This is a genomic window from Serratia sp. 2C06 (assembly GCF_050037615.1).
Taxonomy (GTDB): domain Bacteria; phylum Pseudomonadota; class Gammaproteobacteria; order Enterobacterales; family Enterobacteriaceae; genus Serratia; species Serratia ureilytica.
In genome coordinates this window covers 2,733,279-2,756,587 of the sequence record NZ_CP188299.1, presented here as the reverse complement: position 1 = coordinate 2,756,587, position 23,309 = coordinate 2,733,279, and the positions used below count along the sequence as shown (strand labels likewise).

Genomic DNA, 23,309 nt, shown 5'->3' with positions numbered 1-23,309 from the left:
GCCGACATTACTCTTGTAAGTAACCCATTTTTCTCAATCGAGAAATCACGTATTCCAGGGCTGACTGCCAATTGGAAGCAGGAATACCTATCTCATTGATTTTATTGCAACTCAAGGTTGAATATTTAGGACGTTTAGCCAAAGTCACATATTGTTCTGATGTTATTTTACTGACCTTTGGCATGCGAGAAATCGCCCCCATCTCCGCAGCAACTTTAAATATGTGCTCCGCAAACTCACTCCAGCAGACCTCTTCATCCCCGCAGAAGTGATAAATCCCTCCCTGAACCTCACAAAGCAACATTTTTATCATCGCGTCTGCGATGTCCCCCGCATATGTCGGGCAACCGCGTTGATCGGCTACGATATCAAGAGATTCACGTTGCCGAGCAAGCCTCAGCATGGTTTTAACGAAATTTTCGCCATATTCACTGAAAACCCAAGAAGTGCGAAGAATTATCGCATCTTGCATTTCTGATACGATGGCCAATTCGCCATCACGCTTGGTTTTCCCGTAAATGCACAGTGGGCGGGTACCAGCCAACTCATTGTAGGGAAGCTTGCCCAGGCCATCAAAAACATAATCTGTAGAAATATGAAGCAGTCGGCAATCCATTGCCTTTGCAACCAAGGCCAAATTGGCTGGGCCCACAACGTTGGCTAACAACGCAGCCTCGCAATCTTGTTCCGCTTTATCAACGGCGGTATAGGCTGCAGCATTTATGATCGCCGTCGGTTTAAACTCCTGGACGACGGCCTTAACCTGCTCCAATTTGGAAATGTCCATCGTATTGCGGTCGGCCGCTAAAATAACCCAATCGGCGGGTACCCGATCGATAAAACAGCGCCCGACCTGCCCTTTAGCCCCGGTTAAAAGAACTCTCATTAAATCAGTTCTCTGAGAAATTTGCCGTTCTTGTCCTTTTCCGACAAAACAGGGTGCCGAACAGGCCAGGCCACGCCGACATCGGGATCATTCCACATCAGGCACCTTTCATGTTCTGGCGAATAGTAATCCGTGCACTTATATTCAAAATCCGCGATCTCAGAGAGCACGACAAAACCGTGGGCCAAACCTGGCGGGATCCAAAGCTGAGTTTTGTTCTCTTCCGATAGCACAATGCCTTCCCACTTGCCAAATGTGGGTGAGTCTGGGCGAATATCTACAGCAACATCATAAACTTCGCCTCGCACCACACGAACCAACTTGCCTTGCGGCTTGATATCTTGATAGTGCAGTCCGCGCAAAACCCCCCGAGAAGAGCGTGAATAATTGTCTTGGACGAAGTCCAAATCAATATCCAGCATGTCTTGAAAGCGACGCTTCTCGAACGTTTCCATAAAAAAACCGCGAGTATCACTAAATACCGTTGGTTGAATGACTTTGACTCCATCGATTTTAGTATCGATAACCTGCATTCTGCGTACCTCATAAGACGCGAGAATTTGTGCTCAAAAATTCTCGCAAAATACAGTCACTTACAACATCTTAGCTTTATTGGCGCGATGGCGAAAAACGTAAACAAAGCCTAATCCTCCTTATCGCCACCTGTTAACAACATGAGAACAGAGGCAAACAAGGGAGCCAGGAAGCATCATTTTGAGGTAAACGATTGATAAAATCCGTGACCAACCACAGCGTCTTCCTCTCAACGGCTTGATACTCACTACCATTAGCGCAAAACTTCAGTGTACCTTACTGATGCAAAGTAAGAGAAATGGTGGAGTTTATCGCTTCACAAGCCTGATAGGCTAACATACTCGCTGCTCTTGTCTCTCTCAACAGATCTTCAACAAGGCATTTCCAGGAGGGAACATCTCATATTCACACACCAGATACCGTGACCATCAATACCCTGCGGTTTTATGCCATAACGACATATCGTCCCAACAAAGTATCTTCAATGGCACCAGTATAATCTGATAGCACGGATTTTTCATAAGGAAGTACTGATTATTATCAGATAAAGCCCATAAAAACGAGGGTGATCAGCCCTCGTCGATAGGTAGTCTCACACTCTTGGCTTTCGATTGTCTTGCAGCTGGCCTAACGCCTCTCTGAGCGCCGGTAACAGATATGCTTAACGGTAGCCCTGCGGGTTTTTCTTCTGCCAATTCCAGGTGTCACGCATCATGTCATCGAGACCCCGGTTAACTTTCCACCCCAACTCTTGGTAAGCCAGATCGGCATTCGCCCAAAACGCGGGTAGATCGCCTTCGCGACGTGGCAAAATTTGATAGGGGATCGTTACGCCTGACGCTTTCTCAAACGCCTGAACCATCGCCAGTACAGAATGCCCTACGCCAGCCCCCAGGTTGTAGGCCTTAAACCCATTGATCTTCGGCAGATGATCCATCGCTTTCAGATGGCCTTCGGCCAGATCCATGACATGAATGTAGTCACGCTCACCCGTACCGTCTTTCGTCGGATAATCCCCACCGAAAATCCCCAGTTTATCTAACTTACCGATCGCTACCTGCGAGATGTAAGGCAGCAGGTTATTGGGAATACCGTTCGGATCTTCGCCGATCAAGCCCGATTCATGGGCTCCAACCGGGTTAAAGTAGCGTAAAGCAATAATCGAAAATTGCGGCTCAGCCTTAGCAAAATCCTGCAGAATCTGCTCCACCATCAGCTTAGACGTGCCATAAGGGCTGGTCGTGCCACCGATTGGCGTAGTCTCGACGTAGGGCACCGGCGAGTTGGCACCATAAACGGTGGCGGACGAACTGAAGATAAACGCATGAACGCGGGCACGGCGCATAGCGTCCAGCAACACCAGTGTTCCGGTGACGTTATTCTGGTAGTATTCCAGCGGCTTACGCGTAGATTCCCCTACCGCCTTAAGACCAGCGAAGTGAATGACGGCCGTAATCGGGTGCGCTTCAAAGATCCGATGCAGGCATTCCTCATCCTGGACATCGCCTTGATAGAACACCGCCGCTTTCCCCGTCAGCTTTTCCACACGGTGCAACGATTCCGCAGACGAGTTCGACAGATTGTCCAACACCACCACATCTTCGCCTCGTTCCAACAGAGATAAAACGGTGTGAGAACCAATGTAACCCGTGCCGCCGGTGACTAAAATTGTCATTCCAACCCCTTATACTCCGGATGTACCGAAAAATATCTCTTCGTTCTGTAAGAAAGCCTCTTACCAAGCCGCCTAAACAGGCTTGCATCGCCTCCCCTAAAGACATCATACCGCTCTCTGAATACGGCATGAAGCGAGAGCGGTAAAACCGCTCTCGTCACTGACTTATCACAACCCTTCAAAACAAACATTACGCTCCTGCGGCCAGCAGCGCCAAAATTTCGTCAGTTTTCTCTTGCATCAGCGCAACATCGGCACGCGATTCGACATTAAGACGCACCACCGGTTCCGTATTAGAAGAACGCAGATTGAAACGCCAGCCTGCGAACGCCATGCTGATGCCATCGGTGTAGTCCACCTCATCGGCATGCGGTAAATAGTGTTGTTTAACGCTTTCAATGGACACGGCAGGCTGAGCCAGCTTGATATTGATCTCACCGGAAGACGGGTAGGCGGCAATGCGATCCTGTACCAGTTGTCCCAGCGTTTGTCCCTTCACACTGACCAGCTCAGCGACCAGCAGCCATGGGATCATGCCACTGTCACAATAAGCAAAATCACGGAAATAGTGGTGAGCGCTCATCTCTCCACCATAAATGGCGTCTTCCGCACGCATGCGTTCTTTAATGAAAGCATGGCCGGTTTTCGACATCACAGGTACGCCCCCGGCATCGGTGACCACATCGACGGTGTTCCAACTCAGGCGTGGATCGTGGATGATCTTCGCGCCCGGCTGTTTCTGCAAGAAGGCCTCCGCCAGCAAGCCGACGATATAATAGCCCTCAATGAAATCGCCTTTTTCATCGAACAGGAAGCAGCGATCGAAATCGCCGTCGAACGCAATGCCCATATCAGCGCCATGCTCACGCACCGCATCGGCGGTATCCGCACGACACTCAGGCAGCAATGGGTTGGGAATACCGTTAGGGAAAGAGCCGTCCGGCTGGTGATGCACCTTGATAAACTCCAGCGGCACACCCCGCGCCTTCAATTGCGCCTCAATAGCATCGATCACATGCCCTGCCGCACCGTTGCCCGAGTTGATCACTAGCTTCAATGGCTTGAAGTTGTTCACGTCGACGTAGGACAGAATGTGCTCTACATAAGCCCCTAATACGTCCTGGCGAACATAGCTACCGCGCGTTGCAGCCGGCGCCTGAAACTGATTTTTCTCCGCCAGTTCTTGGATCGCTCGTAATCCGGTATCGCCGCTAATTGGGCGGGATCCTTCACGCACCAACTTCATGCCGTTGTAATCAATAGGGTTATGGCTGGCGGTCACTTCCACGCCACCATCCGTTTTCAAATAAGTCGTGGCAAAATAGATTTCTTCGGTGCCGGTTAAGCCGATGTCGATAACATCGGTACCCGCATCCTGCAAGCCTTTCGCCAACGCCAGCTTCAGGCTTTCACTGGTTAACCGCACATCGCTTCCCAACACGATATTTCTGGGCTTCAAAAACTCGCCGTAGGCGCGTCCAATACGATACGCGATGTCCTCATTCAGCTCTTCACCCAGTTTTCCCCGAATGTCATAAGCTTTAAAACACGTTAATTTTTCCATGTTATTTTCTTCCATAACGGTCATGCAGTCGTTCAATATCGTCATCCCCCAAATACTGACCAGACCTGACCTCAATCATCTCCAAATCAATCTTTCCAGGGTTTTCAAGCGTATGGATACAGCCAGAGGGAATGAAAGTCGATTGATTTTCAGAGAGATAGAACTCTTTATCATCCACTCTAACCTTAGCTGTTCCGCTAACAACAACCCAATACTCGGAACGATGATGATGTCTTTGCACAGACAAACCTTCGGATGGACGTACTACAATTTTTTTTACTTGGTAGTAATTACCGTTATCGATCTCGCTAATTTTTCCCCAAGGTCGGTATGACGATGAATGCTTGCGGAAATGATGGAGATTGCGCTTTTTAAGCTCATCAACGACTTTCTTAACATCCTGCACTTTGTCTTTGTGAGCGATCAGTAGAGCATCACTGGTGTTGACCACAACAAGGTTTTCCAACCCGATGGTCGCCACCAGCGCGGACTCAGAGGAAATGTAGTTATCATTAGAATCGATCGAGATAATTTCACCCACGTTGACATTACCCATATGATCTTTCTTTGATACTTCCCACAACGAGGACCAGGAGCCGACGTCGCTCCATCCCGCATCGATAGGAATCACCACCGCATCTTGCGTCTTTTCCATCACCGCATAGTCGATGGAGTCACTCGGACAATGTTTGAAGATGTCTTGCTCAACCCGAATAAAATTCATGTCGCGCTGACTGTTGATCACAGACTGCTGCGTTGTGCTGAAAATTTCAGGACTAAACTGCCGCAGTTCCTGCAGGAACTTGGCGGTCTTGAACATGAACATGCCGCTGTTCCAGCTGTAATCACCACAGGCAAGGTATTCGATCGCTTTCTCCAAACGAGGCTTTTCAACAAACGAATCAACTTTGAAACACGCATTGGAAAGGTGTTCACCACGCTTAATGTAGCCGTAGCCTGTTTCAGGGTGCTCAGGAATAATGCCAAACGTGACCAGCTGGTTATTGTCTGCAAACGAGATAGCAGTCTGGATAGCCGCGTGAAAATTATCCACTTTGGTGATCAGATGGTCTGCTGCCAACACCAGAAGCATACTGTCTTCGTCTTCCTCAGCAGCAAGATGAGCGGCTAGCGCCACTGCCGGCGCGGTATTACGCCCTACGGGCTCTAAAATAATATTGGTCGCTAATTGTCCAATTTCACGTAATTGTTCGGCAACTAAAAAACGATGTTCCTCGTTACAGATGACCAGAGGGGCGGCAACCTCAATGCCCGCCAGACCTGACAAACGCTGTAACGTCTGTTGCAGCAGGCTTATACCACTGTCATCAATAGACAAAAACTGTTTAGGAAACGATTCTCGCGACATCGGCCATAGACGACTCCCAGTACCGCCGGCCATAACCACAGGAATTAGTTTGGACATTATCTACCCTTTACTCAGTCATCATTCTTATAAGGACGACGCCACGTATCAGCAGCATCATACTAAATATCGTGCAATTACCATCCAATTGTTACACTTTGCGAAAAGCATGTATCCCTCTAACCTACCGTTCCTTAACAGAAAGTTATGTATAGAAATTAGTCAGGCAAGCATAAATATCGAAGGAACCACCAGCCGATAACATAACGTATTAACGCAAAAAAGAGCAGCATAGTGCTGCTCTTTCAGATTAATGCTCATAGTGAATATGTTGTTATCGACTGCGGGCAAAATACTGCGCCACACGCAACACATCCTTCTCGTCCAGCGTACCGGAGTCGCTCAGCAGGGTAATCCAGGACTTGATATAGGTGTATTTGGCGGAGGCCAAGTCACGCTGGGCGCTGTAGAGCTGCTGTTCGGCGTTGAGCACATCGACGTTGACGCGCTGCCCCGCCAGCACGCTTTGCCGGGTCGCCGTCACCTGGGTCGTCGCCGATTGAACCGCCAGTTCATAGGCCGCCACTTTAGCGCTGCTGCTAATACACAAATTGTACTGTTTGCGCAGATCGTTGAGCGTGGTGCCCGTTTGCGCATCCATTTCATACATCGCTTGCCCGTAACGCGCCGCTGCCTGGCGGGTCGATGCCGAAACACCGCCACCGGAATAAATAGGCATGCTGACCTGCACGCCAATGCTGTCAGTACGGTATTTCTGGTTAACCGTGTTGTCGCTGCTGGAGTCGTTTTCCGAATGCGAAGCATACAGCTGAACCTGTGGCATAAAGCCAGCCCGGTTCCTTTCGACATCATACTTAGCAGCATCCACGCCATGACGCGAGGCGGCCAATACAGGGTTGTTCTCCAACGCGATCTTTTGCCACTCTTCGAACTTGGACGGGATTAACGGCGCCACTTTGAATTTACCCGGCCGCAAGACCTGCAATTCATCCAGTTGGTTCAGCGGCATGCCGATAATTACTTCCAATTCACGCTGCGCGGCATCCAGTGCATCGCGCGCTTCTATCACCTGTGCTTCAGCCAGGCTATAGCGCGCCTGAGTTTCGGATACGTCGGTAATGGTACCTTCACCGGCGCTCATCAGGCGATCGTTCAAAGTCAGCTGTTCCTTGTAAGCCGCCTTTTGCGCTTCGGCCAACGCGATTTGATCCTTGGAATAAGCCACTTCGACATAGGCGTTAATCACCCTCACCGCCAAATCCAGCAACTTACCGCGATAGCGCTCGTCCGACATCATGGTCTGCGCCACGCCGGCTTTGTACCTGGCGTAAGCTTCATAATCGAACAGCGGCTGCGTCAGCGTGATCGAACTGGAATAGCTGCGATATTGCTGCCGCCGGGTAACCTCCGAAACATTGCCGAAAAAGTCGCTTTGCGGGTACTTCTGAGTTTGCCAGTTGCGCGGCGAATTCTGGTAGTTCAGCGATACCTTCGGCAGCAGCCCTGCCCTGCCGATATTTTCGTTTTCATCTCCCGCTTCTTTCTCTTTTATAGCCGCCCGAAAGGTCGGGTCCTTTTCTAATGCCAGCGAATATGCGTCTAAAATCCCTATCGAATAAACCGGCGCAGACATCGCAAACAAAAGGGTGCCGATAACCAGACCGGCAGCCTGTCGTTTTGAATGAATCAAAATTATTCCTCGGTTAATGAAGTATGAGCGCGATCCAAAATAGGTTTAAACAGATAGCTCAACAGCGAGCGCGACCCCGTTTTCACGAACACCTCCACCGGCATCCCCGGCTTGATGTCCTCGCCACTGAGCATTTTCATGCCCTCCGGCGAGACCGTGACCTGCATCTGGTAGTAAGGTTCGCCATTGGCTTTGTCGACCAGGCGGTCGGCGGAAACCAAGGTGACGGTTCCCGGAATTTTCGGGGTTTTGTTTTGGTTGAAGGCGGTAAACATCAGATCCACCGGCAACCCGTTGTACACCTTATCGATCAGGTCGACTTTGAGGCGAGAATCCACCACCAAAGTCGCCTGGCTGGGCACAACGTCCATCAGGTGGTCACCCGCTCCCACGACGCCCCCCTGAGTGAAGATATTCAATCCAACCACGGTGCCGTCCACCGGTGAGGTGATGGCGGTGTTGCCCAGATCGAAATCGGCCATTTGCAGCTTGTTGCGGAATTCGCTGGCGTCCATTTGAGTTTGCGCCAGCTGCGTTCTGACTTCGCGCTGGTAGTCGGCGAAACGCTGATCGATGCGTTGCTGTGATTCCAGCAACTGCTTTTGCAATTGGCCAATCCGCCCCACCGTTTCATCAATGCTGCTATTTACCTCGGCAAACTGGCGCTGCACTTCCAGGTAACGGTTACGCGGTAGGTAACCGTCCGCCGCCAACTGCTTCATGCTGTTCATCTGTTCGCGCAAACTGGAAAGCTGGATCTGTTTATTGGCACGCGAATCCTGCAGTCCTTTTAATTGGAAACGGATTCCGTCCATTGACTGCTTATAGCCGTCGATTTCACTTTGCAGCGCTTGGCGGCGGGAGGCGAACAGCTGCGTTTGCAATGCAATGATTTCTGCCACGCGAGGTTTATCTTTCACCGCGTCCAAAATGGGTGAGAAAGTCACTATGCTCAACCCATCGCGTTCTGCCAGCAAGCGCCCTTCTGTCGCCAGCGTGGTGTAGTACTGATCCCGCAGCGAATCAACCTGAGCTTGGGCCTGCACCTGGCTGAGCTGCACCAGCACCTCGCCGGCTTTCACTTTGTCGCCATCTCTGACTGCAATATTCTTAATGATGCCGCTGGCCGGGGCCTGCACCGTTTTGCGGTTGCCGGAAACGGTTACCGATCCCGGCGACGCCACCCCTTTATCCAACGGCGCAAAGGCCGCCCAGGCTAAAAACCCGAACAGACCTATCCCGACCACCAGCCACCCCATACGGGTAAACCGCCGTTCATCTTGTGGGATCTCTTCAGTATACGAGTCTTGCGGCTCGCCAATATGCGTAGACATACCAACTCCTTTGACTGTCGGCGACGCAAAAGCGCCGCCGGGCAAGTTCACGGCTTAATTAATTTGAGTTTTAGGGATTTCGCCTTCATCCGGCTCGGAGTTCACCGCACGCACCGCCTGCGGAGGCACCTGCGCTTTTTGCGCATTCGCCAACGCCTGCAGCACCTGCTGCGTTGGGCCGAATGCATTGACGTTCCCGTTAACCAACAGCAACAGCTTGCTGGTCATCGACAGCAGATTGGTGCGGTGAGTGATCAGGACCACCGTCTTATTACGCTGTTTAAGGAACATGATGGCCTGGTTCAACGCTTTCTCGCCGGCATCATCCAGGTTGGAGTTAGGCTCATCCAACACCACCAACGCGGGATCGCCATACAATGCCCGCGCCAAGCCGATACGTTGCTTCTGCCCGCCGGACAACCCTGCACCACCGTTGCCGATCACCGAATCGTAACCGTTAGGGAAACGCAGGATCAGTTCATGCACACCAGCCAGCTTGGCAGCCTCAATCACTTTCTCTGAATCGATGTCGTTAAAGCGAGCGATGTTCTCGGCGATAGTGCCGGCGAACAACTCGATGTCCTGCGGCAGATAGCCGATATAGGGCCCCAGTTCGTCTTTGTTCCACTGGTAGATGTCGGCATTATCCAACCGCACTATCCCTTCGCTCACAGGCCAAATACCGACCAGTAAGCGCGCCAATGTTGATTTGCCCGACGCACTCGGACCGATAATCCCCAGCACATCGCCGGGTTGAATGGCAAAACTTACGTTATGCAGCACCGCATCCCCTTTCGATCCCGGAGGCGTGGCGGTCACGCCTTCTACGGAGAGCACACCTTCCGGACGCGGCAGCGACATGCCGGTACCACGCTGCGGATGCGTTTCCAGCAGCTTGACCAAGCGGCCATAAGAAAGTTTGGCCGCGCTATAGCTTTTCCAAACGTTAATGACCTGCTCGATCGGCGCCAACGTTCGCCCCATCAATATAGAACCGGCGATCATCATGCCGGGCGTGATGTGCCCATCAATCGCCAACCATCCCCCCAGGCCCAACACTAAGGACTGCAGCGACATACGCACGAACTTGGTGATTGACGTGACCCGCGATGCGCGTTCGCTGGCGATGCGTTGGCTGTTCAAGAACCGCTGGTGCAGACCGAACCACCGGCGTTTCAGGTTAGGCAACATCCCCAAAGCCTCGATCACTTCGGCATTTCGCAGATTGGTGCTGGCCAAATTACCTGACATGATCGACAGCTTGCTGGCTTCTCCCAGCGGCTTTTTCGAAACCACTTCATTGATTACCGCCAATGCGATCAGCAACAGCGCACCGACCAGGGCGAAAAGGCCCAACCAAGGGTTAAAGAGGAATATCACCAACAGATAGATCGGAAACCACGGCGCATCAAAGAAGGCGAACAGCGCGCTACCGGTGAGGAATTGGCGCAGATTGGTCAAATCGCTCAGCATCTGACCGGCGTCAGACGAACCGTTTTTCAGATTCGCTTCGTAGGCCGCGGTATAGACTCGCGTGTTGAGACGCATATCCAGCTGGCTGCCGATGCGGATCACCACCATGCTACGCACGTATTCCAACAGCGACATCATGCCGAACATGCCCAGCATGATCAGCGTCAGCATTAACAGCGTGATTTCATTGCGCGAAGGCAGCACCCGGTCGTAAACCTGGAGCATATAAATGGAAGGAACCAGCATTAACAGGTTAATAAACGCAGTAAATATACCAACGGTCCAGAAGACTTTGCTGCGTGTACGTATAACATCCGCAATTTCGTTGCGCGGGATAAATTGATTCACGTTCTGCCCTTACATCATGTGCACTGTCAGTCCAATCCGCATTGACCCCCTCCCTAAAGAAATTCCTAAAAAAAGAATTATCCCGAGAAGGCTCACCTCAAAGAAATGCCCGAGACTGCAGATACTTTCGTTAACTATAGGTAGAGAAAGTGAAAACCGGCAAGGTGGGCCATAAAAAAAAAGCCGATCAACGCGCCTGACAAAAGTCAAATAAAACAATGCGATATGAGAAAATAAAAGCAAGAAGGGAAGATAACGAAATGGAATAACTTAGAGAGAATGACGCCGCTCACAAAATTAAACATGCGGGGGATTACGCCCCCGCATTATTTAACCCCAAATAGTTCCATGTGGAATTATTTGTTCTTGCAGCTTTACCCTTAGGCGTAGTGCAGAGTATCCACCAATTGCTGGTGGTTCTGGCCAGTCAGGTATACGACGGTATCGTTAAGATCCAGCGCGTGGTTATCATTGTTGTCGATAATCACATAGGAGCTGGCGGTATTGCCGCCACCGCTGAATACAACGGATGCCACACCCACTTTCGACGTCAGAGAGTTGTTGCCATCCAGACCGAGAATACCGCCCAGAAGGCCGATAACGCCATTGGTCAAACCGCCCACCAGGGTCCCCAACAGCGCATCCAGCGTATCTGCTGAGCGCGTGCCGTAGTCCGCGACCGCCGTGCCGCTGGCGTCATTGGAGATAGTCAGGCCGCCATGGTTAACATCGACAATCTTGTCTTTGAGGCTGCTAAAGTCTTTGATGGTCACACCGGCCTGCGTATTACTCGCTTTGATGTCGTAGATGTTCGCACCCGCACCGCCGGTCAGCGTGGTGTTGCCAATCACGCCCAAAGTGTCGGCAGCGCTTGAGCCTTCTACGGTCAGTTGATAACCGTTCAGACCCAACGCCGTCAGCACAGGCGCAAGCAGGTTGGTAGTGACGACGCTCAGCGGCAGAATGTTCAGCAGTTGAATGATAATGCCGTCACCGGTGCCGCCATGGCTGGAGTCGAGATTCAGACCAGCGGTGTTAGTGGATGCATTGATATCACGCACGTTGCTAAAACCGCTGCCCAGCGTCAGATCCAGCGCGTGATCACCGGTCACGTTGATGGTCTGAACCTGCGCATTGGTGCCGGCCAACGACAAGATATTGTCAAAACTACCGGTCCCGCCCGAAGCCACGTTCACCGTACTCAATGCAGTACCACCAATCAGGCTGCTGCTGCTGTTCAGGCTGATGGCGCCGGCATTCACGTTGGCAGAACTCACCGCATCAAAGTTGATGTTGAAGTGGTCGGTGGCGTTTTGGACGAAGGTAAAGTTCAGCGTACTGGCGGAGGTCGCGTCACCTTTCACTTCCAGCTGTGCGGCGTTACCGCCGGCAGCGTTGATGACGTTGACGTTAGCCAGGCCGGAGATCACGAAGCCTTGCGTCCCCAGGTTGGTCGCCGCTGCGTTCTGGGTGACTGTGCCGCCCGTAGTGCCTTCTACCGTAGACGTGCCGTTGGTCAGGCCAAAGTCGAAGGTGTTGGTTGGCGTAGTGACGCTGGTGGTGGTCGGTGAACCAATCAGCGGTGTCGTAATCAGCGTACCGACAGACTTACCGATATAGCCGGTCAGATCAATCTGCTCAAAGTTCGAGAAGTTGTTGGCGTTGCTGCTCACTGTGCTGGTGCGAACGCCCAGGGCGTTCTGGTTAGTCACTACGGTTTTGGTGATGAAGTTGGCGGAGATGGAGTCGGTACCTGCGCCGCCATCAGCCTTAACCGTGTTCGCGACAGTGTTCGCCCCACCGGAAACACCGTTGCCCGCCCAGTGCAGGCTGTCGTTACCGGCGCCGAGGTTAAACTTCGCCGTGCCGGTCGCGATGTTTGCCGTCGAAGTAACGACCACGTTGTCTGCGCCGGAGCTGGCATTCAGGATCACGTTGCCGTTGTTGACGGTGACAGCAACCCCTGGGTTGACACCGTTGTCAGACAGGTTAACCGTTGCCGCGCTGGTGCCGTTGATGGTCAGGTTGGCCAAGTGATCGGCGAACTTCAGGTTGACCAGGCTGGCGGCATTGGCGTTCAATTGGACATTCGTCAGTACAGCTGTTTCGGCGTTGCTAATTTGGTGTGAAGCCCCGGTATTTACTGTTCCCGTAGCGTTACCGCCCGCAGCCGTTGCGGTCAGCGAAGCTGCCGTTTTGTACAGCAGACTGGTACCGATATCAAATTCGAACCCATGCTGTTGAGTTACAGTTGTGGCATCAGTGGCAGTCGAGTTCCGCAGGTCGTTGATGATGGCCTGAGCAATAACAGCTTTATCAGACCCAAGTGCTGAATATACCGCTAATTGCTGTGGGGTAGCAGCAATGCCATGAACTAAAGTATAAACATGTTGAATATATGCATCACCTGAAAGCGAACCAACTTTTTGTTGGTATTCAGAAGTTAGCAACTGTTTTTTGATGACATCAACGTAGCTAGTCCCTCGCAACAAATCTGTACTCCAGTATTTCAAGCCGCTAGAGTCAACTTCTCTTCCCGGTATTCCTAGGTACAATGCTGCAATTTGTTCCTGTAGATTCAGTGGAGGTAAACTAGCTGTCGATGAATAGAGAATTGAGTTCACTTTGTTAGTAAATGCGAGCTGTGAACTCAGCAATGACGCATCATATCCCTGATAATGCAGCACTGTATCAACGATAGACGCAAGGACAACTGGCAAGCTCCCGATAGCTAACAGATCGGTAACAGTTGTTGAGTTTGGCGTAGAGCCATAGACCAATGTATAAACCTTCGTCACAATATCCGTACTGCTTTTCCCTTGATAAAGAGCAGTACCTTCAACGCTTGTCAGTAACAAATTAACAAAACTGCTAGTTGTGTACTGACCCGTTTCGAGACTCTCGCCAAAATTTTTGAACGAGTACTCGCTTGGATTGCGTCCTAAAACCGCGTAAAAAATCGCAGCAGCGGTCTGCTGATTCGCTAGAGAAGCCATAAATTACCCCTTTAGAAAACTAACCTCAAAATCATCCGAACGAGCGAATGATGAGGGAAAATGTCCGAATCATAAGGTTTGCAGAGAAAGGATTTACATCTCTACAGACTAAATAAAGGAGGTAACCAAAAGTTTGTCAAGTAACGCAGAAACATATTGTTGGGCGGAGATTTTTTATTATTTATCAATATAATACAGCAAACACAGCTAATAAAAACAGATGAGAAGACCGATTATTTATTTTTTCTCAGTGCGGATTTATGAATCCCATCATAAAATAGTAGCCTTGACAATAATCAATATAGTGACTACTTACCTCGTAAATCGGCATCTGAGTAGTTAGTTTTTAACACAGATAAACTATCAGCAACCTCAACTTGAGTAGCACTTTTGTCGACAAATAAATCATACAAATAGTTGCCAGAATCGGAAGACAAATCTATTTTCACACCGTTTCCTGAAAATACAGCAACGGCATTATATTTTCCCTTTTGATTTTTACCGCTGTTTTTTACATCTGCTTTCAGAGTAATATTTTTAAAGTCTTTCAAAAAGATACCATCAAGTAATGAGTCTCTAACTACCGCACTGATTTTAGAGCTTGTAGCATTTAGCACCTGGAGAGCAACTCCTTTCGTCATCGAAGACTTGATAGAAATTGAACTGCTGCTCAGGGTATCAATGTAGCCTCCACCACGGCCGGAATTGTTTACGGTCAAATCTGCCACAACATCATGGCTTTTCTCGATAAAAACGGCATTATTGAAACCAGAGATAGCAACATTATTTGCCAATAACTTAATTTTCCCGGAACAATCACGTAGATGAATGGCTCCCCCCTCAATCTGTGAGACAGAAAAATCACAATCAGCATCAGCGACATGGAGCAGCTCTATTGAAAAATCCCTTGCACTCGACTGGTTCTTCACAATATTATTGTTAGAAATAAAACCACGAACATATCTTGCACCAATAGCAACTTTTTTTATATTTTCAAATGTATTACCGGAAGCTGTGACATTTGATATCCAGTTATTTGAGAAAGCCAGTGAGCTTTTTACCGTGCCAATCCCAAGACCACCATAGCAGTTGAGAAAGTAGTTATCATTAAACACGCCATCACTAGACTCTTGTGCGTTATCCGCATCTTCAGCATTATTGGCAATCGCAGCCCCTTTTTTACCGAGGCCAATATTCTCAAACCTGCAACCTATAACGCTAATACCACGCCCTTTTATAACAACACCATCACCGCCAGATTGCACTTTTGCGGTATCTGAAAAAAAACATCCATCAATGAACTTGATCTCATAGCACGTTTTTCTGACCACGACACTATCTTGCCCAGAGTTGGTAAATGAACAGTTCTTAAATACTATATCATGACAGTTTTTTTGCATGGCAAGATTATCAAATTTAGCATTTTTAAAACTTACATTATCAAAAAGACAATCACTCCAATCATGTAGTGTATTCTCTGCATAGAGGAATCCAACCTTTCCAGTAGTATCGTGATAATCAGTATCGATAGTTAGATCCTTAAACACTACACCTCGTACTCCTGAGCTCGAATGCAGGGTATCGTTGGGTGTATTGTCAGCTGTCACAGGAGAAGTGATAAATGGAAACCGAGGAGCATCAGATGATGTAGAGAGGCATTTTATCGTCGCATTATTTCCGATCCATCCAGCTCCTCCGGAATGACTGACCGGATTGCCGTAGTAATAAACTTTATCTTTAACCAATTGAACGGGCTGCGTAGATAAATGTTGAGCGATCTCCATCAGCGCACTGTCGTCAGTACCGATACCTCCGCCAAGACTTTCGATGGAAAAGAAACCACTTTTGGCCATCAGAGAAAAAGCTTTTCCTTCAGAATCAAACAGTAATGCTTTCTTATTTATTATCCCTATATCAGACCACCCCTTACCTGCCATATCCTTATTATCCTCTGAAGACTCACGATTCAATCGAACGGTAGAGGAGCCGGAGTAGTCAGAGGCGGAAACTCTCGCTATCACACTCCCAAGCTTGTCAGGCATGATACTTTTTTTAATTGACTCAAGTGTTATTAGTTGCGGATTTTCAGCAGAAAGACTTTTGGCTAAGGAAAGAGAAAAACGGGCTTCAACGCTAACCCACAAAGCCAACAGGCTAACTTCCTTTAAAAAAAAACGTCTATTCATACACGTCTCCTGGTCATTCAATAAGCATTTTTATTAAGAAAGCCACGTGAAATAGTCATAATCAGTATTTTTATATCTAACATCAACGTCCAGTTATTAATGTAGAACAAATCATACTCTATCCTCTTTGTCATCTTTTCTAACGTATCTGTTTCACCGCGCCAACCACAAATCTGCGCCCATCCAGTAATTCCAGGTTTAACTTTGTGTCTCAACATGTAACCATGAATCAACTTCCGAAACTCCTCGTTATGCGCAATGGCATGGGGTCTGGGGCCAACGAGCGACATCGAGCCGTAGAAGACATTAAAAAGTTGTGGTAATTCATCAAGGGAAGTTTTACGCAAAACACGGCCAATGACGGTCACTCGCCGATCGTCAGGAGTAGCCTGTCTGAAATTTGTATCATCGGATGAGCAATACATCGTCCTAAACTTCAAAACATTAATTTCTTTACCTTCGAGGCCATAGCGTTTTTGCTTAAAGAGGATAGGCCCAGGTGAGGTCGCCATAACGGATAAAGCAATAAGCACCATTAATGGCGAAAAGAAGATTATTAGTAACATTGAAGCAAATACGTCAAAACAACGCTTAGTTAGCATATTGACACCATTAAATGATGTATCATAAACAGAAATTATTGAAACCCCCTCTATTTCAGTATTGACAGCTCTGAGAAGACCATAAGAAATCGCATTAGGTATATAGTTTACGCTACATGTTGTATTTGATAGTTTTGATAATATCCTTTTGAGCTCTTCGTCATTGTAATAGTCTGTAGCAATATATACGTGATTCACCAGACCTTTCTGAACATCAGCAAACAATTTATCTTCATTCCCTAAACGATTAATCAGATTATCACCAATGTGTTCAGTCCCTGAGTTATTGTAAAATCCATGAAGAGAGAACCCGAGCCATGGGTAGCTATTAAAGTGCTGAGACAAACGATATGCACTTTCAGACTCACCAAAAATACCGACTTTCTTTATGCGCATGCCTTTTTTTCTTAAGAACCAAAAAAGCAATCTAATGAATATAGCCGAAGTCAGAAAAAGCAATAACGAAGTAAAAAACCAAAAAAGAGAAAAAGAGACTAGCTTCGGTTTAATATCATAGAAAAAATAGAAACATGTACCACATAAGATTAGCGCCAGTGAAAAATTAACACCAACGCGATAAATGTTTACCAGCAGATGCTCTCCTCTCCATGTGGTGTATGCATTATTTACGTCAGAAATGAATTGAAATGCAATGATAACAAACAAAACAATTAACAGGCTTACATCTTCACTACCAAAAGTGGTTGCAAGCTGCCAGCCCAGAAACACAGAGAATAAATCAAGAAGCCGTTGAAAAACAGAAATAACGGATGTATTAGTCTTTGTTTTTGACTTGGAGTTTGAAAAACTGTCCATAACATACCTTCAATAAGCCACCTTTAAAAGTATAGGAATCATTTTTAGCATTGTCTAACACAAGCTTTTTTTTATGTGACTTTGTCGGTGTTATCAGACAAAAAAAACCACTCAGAGCAACATTCCAGTATAAGCACACAAATTACATGCACTGATAAAGAAATATTCTCAGAGTGGCTTTTAAAAAATAAAAAAAATAATCAATACCATCAAGCTAGTAGGCGCCATCCCTTTTAAGCACGACAGATATCGTCTTAAAAAGAATTACAATATCATTCCACAAAGCCCAATTTTTCACGTACCAAGCATCGAAGTAAACACGAGTATCATAGTCAATATCATTCCTGCCACTAACTTGCCAAAGACCAGTCATTCCTGGCTTTGCCATATAGTAATAGTCAACATCGCCAGCATAGCGTTCAAGTTCTTCTTCGACCACAGGACGGGGTCCTACCAAACTCATTTCCCCAACAAACACATTCCAAAGTTGGGGTAATTCATCCAAACTGGTCTTTCTGAGAAAATGACCTATACGTGTAATTCTTGGATCATTCTTCAGTTTGAAATCCTTTTTCCACTCCGCTTGAGCTTCGGGATCGTTAGCCAATAAATTCTCCAGTACCTCCTGTGAATTTACCACCATCGAGCGAAACTTCAAACACTTAAACTTTTCCCCATTATGACCAACCCGTTCGTGGCCATATATTGAACGCCCCCCATCCCGAGAAACTTTATATGCAATGAGCAACAGAAGAGGTGACAAAAGTAACATAATTAACAAGGAACCAATGATATCGAAGGTTCTTTTGATAATCCGAGACGTACGTTTGGCTAAATTATTATTTACTCTGAGAATCATAACCTCATGGCTAAAAATAAATGACATGTCCGTGCCATACAAAGGAACACCTCGTAAAGTAGGGATCACGGAAATTGAACGACAATTGTTTATAGCTAAGTTTTTTAACCACCAATCACGAAGGAGGTTTTGCTCAAACTCTAGGGCCACAATAAATTGAGTATTGTCAGCATCAGTAATACACCAGAGTTCCGCTTCACTCTTTATTACGGGTATGCCAAAATACTCGTTATCACAGGACTCATCCACACAGACAAAGCCGACAACATCAAAACCCAGATTGGCCTCACTCTGTAAGGCTGCATAAGCCTCGAATGCATTTTTACCCGAGCCTATAATGATTGTCTGTTTTCTCCATAAACCAATAGCATTAAGCCATTTTTTAACAACCACACGGCCAATGGGTACAAGTATCAGAATGGACACCCACGTGATGAGCCAGAGATATCGAGAAAAATTCCATTTTGAAAATGCAACGAGCGCCAAATCCAGAACCGCAAAAATGATTAGCGTTCTGAATATCTCTTTTAACTCGAACCAAAATGGTTTCCTGTAAGTATAATGCCTCAATCTTGTCCAGAACCATAATACACACAATATAGAAAAGATGAAATGAGCGAAGACCCTTATTCCCATTTCCCCTTCAGGAACGAACTCATAAAAATTCCCAAAGGTGTTTGCTATAAAATAATAGGCAATTAATATAGAAACATTGAAAAATAAAAAATCTGACAGCGCTAGTGAAATCTTAGAAATGAAAGCGGAAGCAAAACCATTAGATAATTTCATAGAAAAGCCTACACCAAGCCTGATGAATATTCATATAGACATCCCTTAAATTCATTTAAATGAATGCGCTAAAATAGCGCACTCCGCAGATTGTTTTTTTAAATTTATTAACTCCATTTTTGACTGATTTTGCACTCAACAAACTCTTTGAACTGTTTATCAAAAACTGCAGTGGAAAAACGCTCTGCGTTATCACGACACGCGCTTGGAGATATATTCATCGACTCAAATCTATTCACCGCGTCAATGATATCCTCCACGCTTTGTTTCTTAAAGAATACCCCTGTCGCATTATCACCATCAGCAATGATTGTTTCCGTTGCGCCGCCCTTTCCATATGCAATAACGGGAGTGCCGCATGCCTGAGCCTCCAATGGGGCAATACCAAAATCTTCTTCAGCAGCAAAAACAAACGCTTTTGCTCTACCCAGGTGATCCTTTAGAACCTCAAAGTTCTGATAGCCCATGATAGTGATATTTTTTCCAGCAATCGATTTGATCAATTTATGCTGTGGACCATCTCCAATCACAATAAGCTTTTTTCAGGCATCTCATTAAATGCCTTGACAATCAGATCAATTTTTTTATATGGCACCTGCCTAGAAGATGTCATATAGAAATCATCTTTGTTAAAAACTGTTGAGAAATCATCGACAAAAACAGGCGGATAAATAACATCTGAATCACGACGATAGCATTTGTTAATTCTGTGTTTTATAAAGTTTGATATCGCAATGAAATGATCTACACCATAACTGCTTCTAATGTCCCAAAGGCGGATTTTGTGCAAAAAATAACGTGCGAAAAACGATTTAACCCCAGATTCTAGATTAGACTCTTTCAAATACTGGTGCTGGAGGTCCCAAGCATATCTAATAGGGCTGTAACACATGCAGATATGTAACTGATCTGGGCCGGTTATAACCCCTTTTGCCACAGCATGCGAGCTTGAAATAATGACATCATATTTTGAAAGATCGAATTGCTCAACAGCAAAAGGCATTAACGGTAAATACCCTCTGTACTTTTTCTTCGCAAAAGGAAGTTTTTGCACAAAACTCGTAACAACTTTTTTATTTTGTATGAAGTCCCTTTTTTCTAAAAAATCCACCATAGAAAACACATCAGCATCAGGATACACTTTGAGCATTCTTTCGAGGACTCTTTCCGCACCGGCATAAGTGACTAACCAATCATGGACAATAGCAATTTTCATAGTTTTCACATTTACGAGTTAAACATTTTATCTAACGTATGATGTAATATACCTGAAGGGGCAAAATTAATCATATTTCTAAGTTTTGCATTATCCCCACGCAAAATTTTTATTTCATTGCTACGAACAAACGCAGGGTTAATTCGTACCTCCATACGGTGCCCACTGATAGACTCCATATCCTCAATTATTTTTTTCAAAGAGGTCGAATTACCAGAACATAAATTAACAACCGTAGAGGTATGCTCGCTTTCAAAAAGCTTTAAGTAACAAGTTGCAATTTCTGAAACGTCAGAAAAATCCCGTTCAACATCAATATTCCCAAGCTCAATTACATCACAATTCCGTTTGAAATGTGACACAATCTTCGGGACAAGAAAGTTTATTCCCTGACCAACCCCTGTGTAATTAAAAGGCCTGGTGACAATAACAGGGATTTGAGAATACCATCCCTTTAGCATGCTTTCCATCGCAAGTTTACTAGAGGCATAGTGGTTAACGGGAATAGGCTCAATGCTCTCATCAATAGTGGAAACGGTAGGGTTACCATAGATATTAGCTGAACTTGAAACTATCACTTTCTTTATATCTATACCAGAAAGCTTTATCGCTTCGATAAGATTGAGAGTCCCAACCGTATTATTTAAATAAAAAACGCTGGAGTCACCCTCACCTACAAATGCACTTCCAGCTAAATGAATTATTCCATCAGGTCTGTATTTTAATAAAGTTTCACACAGGCTATCTTTGTTTAGGATATTAAATAAAACTTCTTTATCTAATACAGGGGTGCTGCGCACCCCTACCAATACTTGATAACCCGCCGCTTCAAAAGCCGAGACCACATACTTTCCAGTGAATCCATTACCCCCAGTGACGAGTATTTTCATTTAGCGTACCTTTAGAAAGAATAGCCTTTAGTGTTTCTCTGCAGGTCTGCCTCTACCATCATTTTGGCGAGCTCTTCAAGTGTTGTCTTCGGCTTCCATCCTAAATCATTTTGAGCCTTAACTGGATTACCGATCAAAAGTTCAACTTCAGCAGGACGATAGAATTTAGGATTGATTGTTACTATCGTCTTATCGGTATTCTTATCTACGCCAAACTCATCTTCGCCTTGACCGAACCATTCGATATCCATACCTGCTGCTTTAGCGCACAGTGAAACAAAATCACGAACAGTTTCGGTACGATTAGTGGCAAGCACGTACGTATCAGGCTTGTCAGCCTGCAGCATGAGGTACATACCTTCGACGTAATCTTTAGCGAACCCCCAATCCCTTTTAGCGTCTAGGTTACCTAGTTCAATTTTATCCAATAGTCCCAACTTAATCTTCGCGATGCCATCTGAAATTTTTCTCGTAACAAACTCTTGGCCACGAAGTGGAGATTCATGATTGAACAAAATACCACTTGTCGCGAAGATATCGTAGGACTCTCGGTAGTTAACTGTCATCCAGTGTGCGTACAACTTAGCTACACCGTATGGGCTACGAGGGTAGAACGGTGTAGATTCAACCTGTGGAATTTCTTGCACCTTGCCAAACATTTCTGACGTAGATGCCTGGTAGAAACGAATTTTTGGGTTAACAATCCTAATGGCCTCAAGTAAGTTCAGAGGACCAATCCCTGTAATTTCAGCGGTAGTTACTGGCTGTTGGAAAGAAACACCAACAAAACTCTGGGCAGCCAGATTGTACACCTCGGTAGCGCCCGTTTCCTGTAGTAGACGAATGCTGGCACTAAGATCGGTCAAGTCATACTCAACTAAATGGAGATTCTTATTACTTTCAATGCCAAGCTCTTTTATTCTCCAGAAATTTACTGAGCTCGTTCTTCTATATGTACCGTAAACAGTATATCCCTTGCTCAGAAGTAACTCAGCCAAATATGCGCCATCTTGACCTGTAATACCTGTAACAATAGCTTTCATTTTATTTCCTTAATGATATAAAAAATTGAATTACTTCCTTTGAATTCCACCAGGAAGGATCCAATACTCTGCGTTCCAAAACCTGATATGCAACCCAACCAACAAACAAACAAAAGACGATAGAAAGCCCCACAGAGAGGTAGAAGTTAAGACCTAAAACCATCAAGACTTTAATAATAAAGGGCATAGAGATCGCATGCGATAGATAAATGGAATAAGATGATCCACCAATCTTTTCTAAAATGCTTCCTTCATTGAAGTTCACATGAAGAGATAAAAATATAATAAAAAAGCAAGGAATGCCAAAATTTACAAACCGTAAATTGGTATCGGCTACGCTCATAACACAAATCAGCAATATTAATATGATACAGAATGCATACCAAGGCATCTTAAAACTATGGTGATAACCCTTTGAATAATAAAGATAGAGTATTGCGCCTAGAAGAAACTCAAAAACCACATCATTCTTATAAAAATCATTCAACTCCATAGAGTAAGAAGATAGATATACAAACAAGATTAACACTGAAACGAAAATAAATCTTAGCTTGCTCAGTAAAACAATCGAGAAAAAGAATACAATATAAAAATACATTTCGTAGTTCAAAGTCCAACCCAATGAGACGAGAGGAGGAATATTATCTTTCATTGGAATAAAAAGGAGAGAATATACAAAATGAGTTACTTCAAATGTCGAGCGGTCAAACTTATCTGGAAATAAAATCAACAACGTAGCAAAAACAAATGTATAAAACCAATAGTTAGGAACTATCCTCAATAAACGACTTTTCATAAAAGAAATCGCGCCAGGATAGCCAACTTTGTTCTTTGCCGAGTAAAATATAATAAATCCACTAATGATAAAGAATAAATCAACACCTGACTGTCCTGCGTTGAATACCGGACCGTTCAAGTTTTTAGCGACAAAATTTTCTGTGGAGTGAAAAAAAAGAACCAGTAATACTGCTACACCACGCATAATTTGTATCGCAGTAAGTTTATTTGATTTCATCATAAA

15 protein-coding genes and 1 pseudogene are annotated in these 23,309 nt (G+C 46.0%); all 16 read right to left on the bottom strand.

Features of this window, described 5'->3' with window-relative positions:
* Window positions 1-7: 7 nt before the first annotated feature.
* The 16 genes and pseudogenes from rfbD to ACP3TA_RS13530 all read right to left on the bottom strand — a co-directional run bounded on the left by rfbD (window position 8) and on the right by ACP3TA_RS13530 (window position 23,306).
* Window positions 8-886 (bottom strand): dTDP-4-dehydrorhamnose reductase, encoded by an 879-nt coding sequence (gene rfbD / locus ACP3TA_RS13605; RefSeq protein WP_033642477.1) that lies wholly within the window; start codon window positions 884-886, stop codon window positions 8-10.
* The gene (gene rfbC, locus ACP3TA_RS13600) at window positions 886-1,419 is read right to left on the bottom strand and encodes a dTDP-4-dehydrorhamnose 3,5-epimerase (RefSeq protein WP_033642476.1); all 534 of its coding nucleotides are present in this window, start codon (window positions 1,417-1,419) and stop codon (window positions 886-888) included. The genes rfbD and rfbC overlap by 1 nt, the downstream gene beginning before the upstream one ends.
* A gap of 662 nt (window positions 1,420-2,081) precedes the next feature.
* Entirely contained in the window at window positions 2,082-3,095 is a 1,014-nt protein-coding gene (gene galE, locus ACP3TA_RS13595) for a UDP-glucose 4-epimerase GalE (protein WP_033642475.1), read from the bottom strand.
* Between the two features lie 190 nt (window positions 3,096-3,285).
* Window positions 3,286-4,659, bottom strand: coding sequence for a phosphomannomutase CpsG (gene cpsG, locus ACP3TA_RS13590; RefSeq protein WP_103681966.1), 1,374 nt, complete (start codon window positions 4,657-4,659; stop codon window positions 3,286-3,288).
* 1 nt (window position 4,660) lies between these two features.
* Window positions 4,661-6,085: a mannose-1-phosphate guanylyltransferase/mannose-6-phosphate isomerase gene (locus ACP3TA_RS13585; RefSeq protein WP_033642473.1), complete on the bottom strand. Its 1,425-nt coding sequence runs from the start codon at window positions 6,083-6,085 to the stop codon at window positions 4,661-4,663.
* A gap of 274 nt (window positions 6,086-6,359) precedes the next feature.
* Entirely contained in the window at window positions 6,360-7,736 is a 1,377-nt protein-coding gene (locus ACP3TA_RS13580) for a TolC family outer membrane protein (RefSeq protein WP_033642472.1), read from the bottom strand.
* Window positions 7,737-7,738: 2 nt separating this feature from the next.
* Complete coding sequence (locus ACP3TA_RS13575; RefSeq protein ID WP_103681965.1) at window positions 7,739-9,070, bottom strand: HlyD family type I secretion periplasmic adaptor subunit; 1,332 nt, start codon at window positions 9,068-9,070, stop codon at window positions 7,739-7,741.
* Window positions 9,071-9,124: 54 nt separating this feature from the next.
* A complete protein-coding gene (locus ACP3TA_RS13570; RefSeq protein ID WP_033642470.1) occupies window positions 9,125-10,891 on the bottom strand; it encodes a type I secretion system permease/ATPase in 1,767 nt (588 codons plus the stop codon).
* 380 nt (window positions 10,892-11,271) lie between these two features.
* Window positions 11,272-13,887, bottom strand: a complete 2,616-nt coding sequence (locus ACP3TA_RS13565) for a beta strand repeat-containing protein (RefSeq protein WP_206196197.1) — start codon at window positions 13,885-13,887, stop codon at window positions 11,272-11,274.
* A gap of 308 nt (window positions 13,888-14,195) precedes the next feature.
* Window positions 14,196-16,073, bottom strand: a complete 1,878-nt coding sequence (locus ACP3TA_RS13560) for a right-handed parallel beta-helix repeat-containing protein (RefSeq protein WP_146049821.1) — start codon at window positions 16,071-16,073, stop codon at window positions 14,196-14,198.
* Window positions 16,074-16,090: 17 nt separating this feature from the next.
* Window positions 16,091-17,491 carry an undecaprenyl-phosphate glucose phosphotransferase gene (locus ACP3TA_RS13555; RefSeq protein WP_103681963.1) on the bottom strand — a complete coding sequence of 467 codons (1,401 nt, stop codon included), beginning with the start codon at window positions 17,489-17,491 and terminating at the stop codon, window positions 16,091-16,093.
* Between the two features lie 214 nt (window positions 17,492-17,705).
* On the bottom strand, window positions 17,706-19,139 hold the full coding sequence (gene wbaP / locus ACP3TA_RS13550) for an undecaprenyl-phosphate galactose phosphotransferase WbaP (protein ID WP_033642468.1): 1,434 nt from the start codon (window positions 19,137-19,139) through the stop codon (window positions 17,706-17,708).
* 107 nt (window positions 19,140-19,246) lie between these two features.
* Window positions 19,247-20,355, bottom strand: a pseudogene (locus tag ACP3TA_RS13545) (glycosyltransferase family 4 protein).
* Window positions 20,356-20,366: 11 nt separating this feature from the next.
* Window positions 20,367-21,245 carry a GDP-mannose 4,6-dehydratase gene (locus ACP3TA_RS13540; RefSeq protein ID WP_071991638.1) on the bottom strand — a complete coding sequence of 293 codons (879 nt, stop codon included), beginning with the start codon at window positions 21,243-21,245 and terminating at the stop codon, window positions 20,367-20,369.
* 11 nt (window positions 21,246-21,256) lie between these two features.
* Window positions 21,257-22,288 (bottom strand): GDP-mannose 4,6-dehydratase, encoded by a 1,032-nt coding sequence (gmd, locus tag ACP3TA_RS13535; RefSeq protein ID WP_033642465.1) that lies wholly within the window; start codon window positions 22,286-22,288, stop codon window positions 21,257-21,259.
* Window position 22,289: 1 nt separating this feature from the next.
* On the bottom strand, window positions 22,290-23,306 hold the full coding sequence (locus ACP3TA_RS13530; RefSeq protein ID WP_206196195.1) for an acyltransferase family protein: 1,017 nt from the start codon (window positions 23,304-23,306) through the stop codon (window positions 22,290-22,292).
* Window positions 23,307-23,309 lie beyond the last annotated feature (3 nt).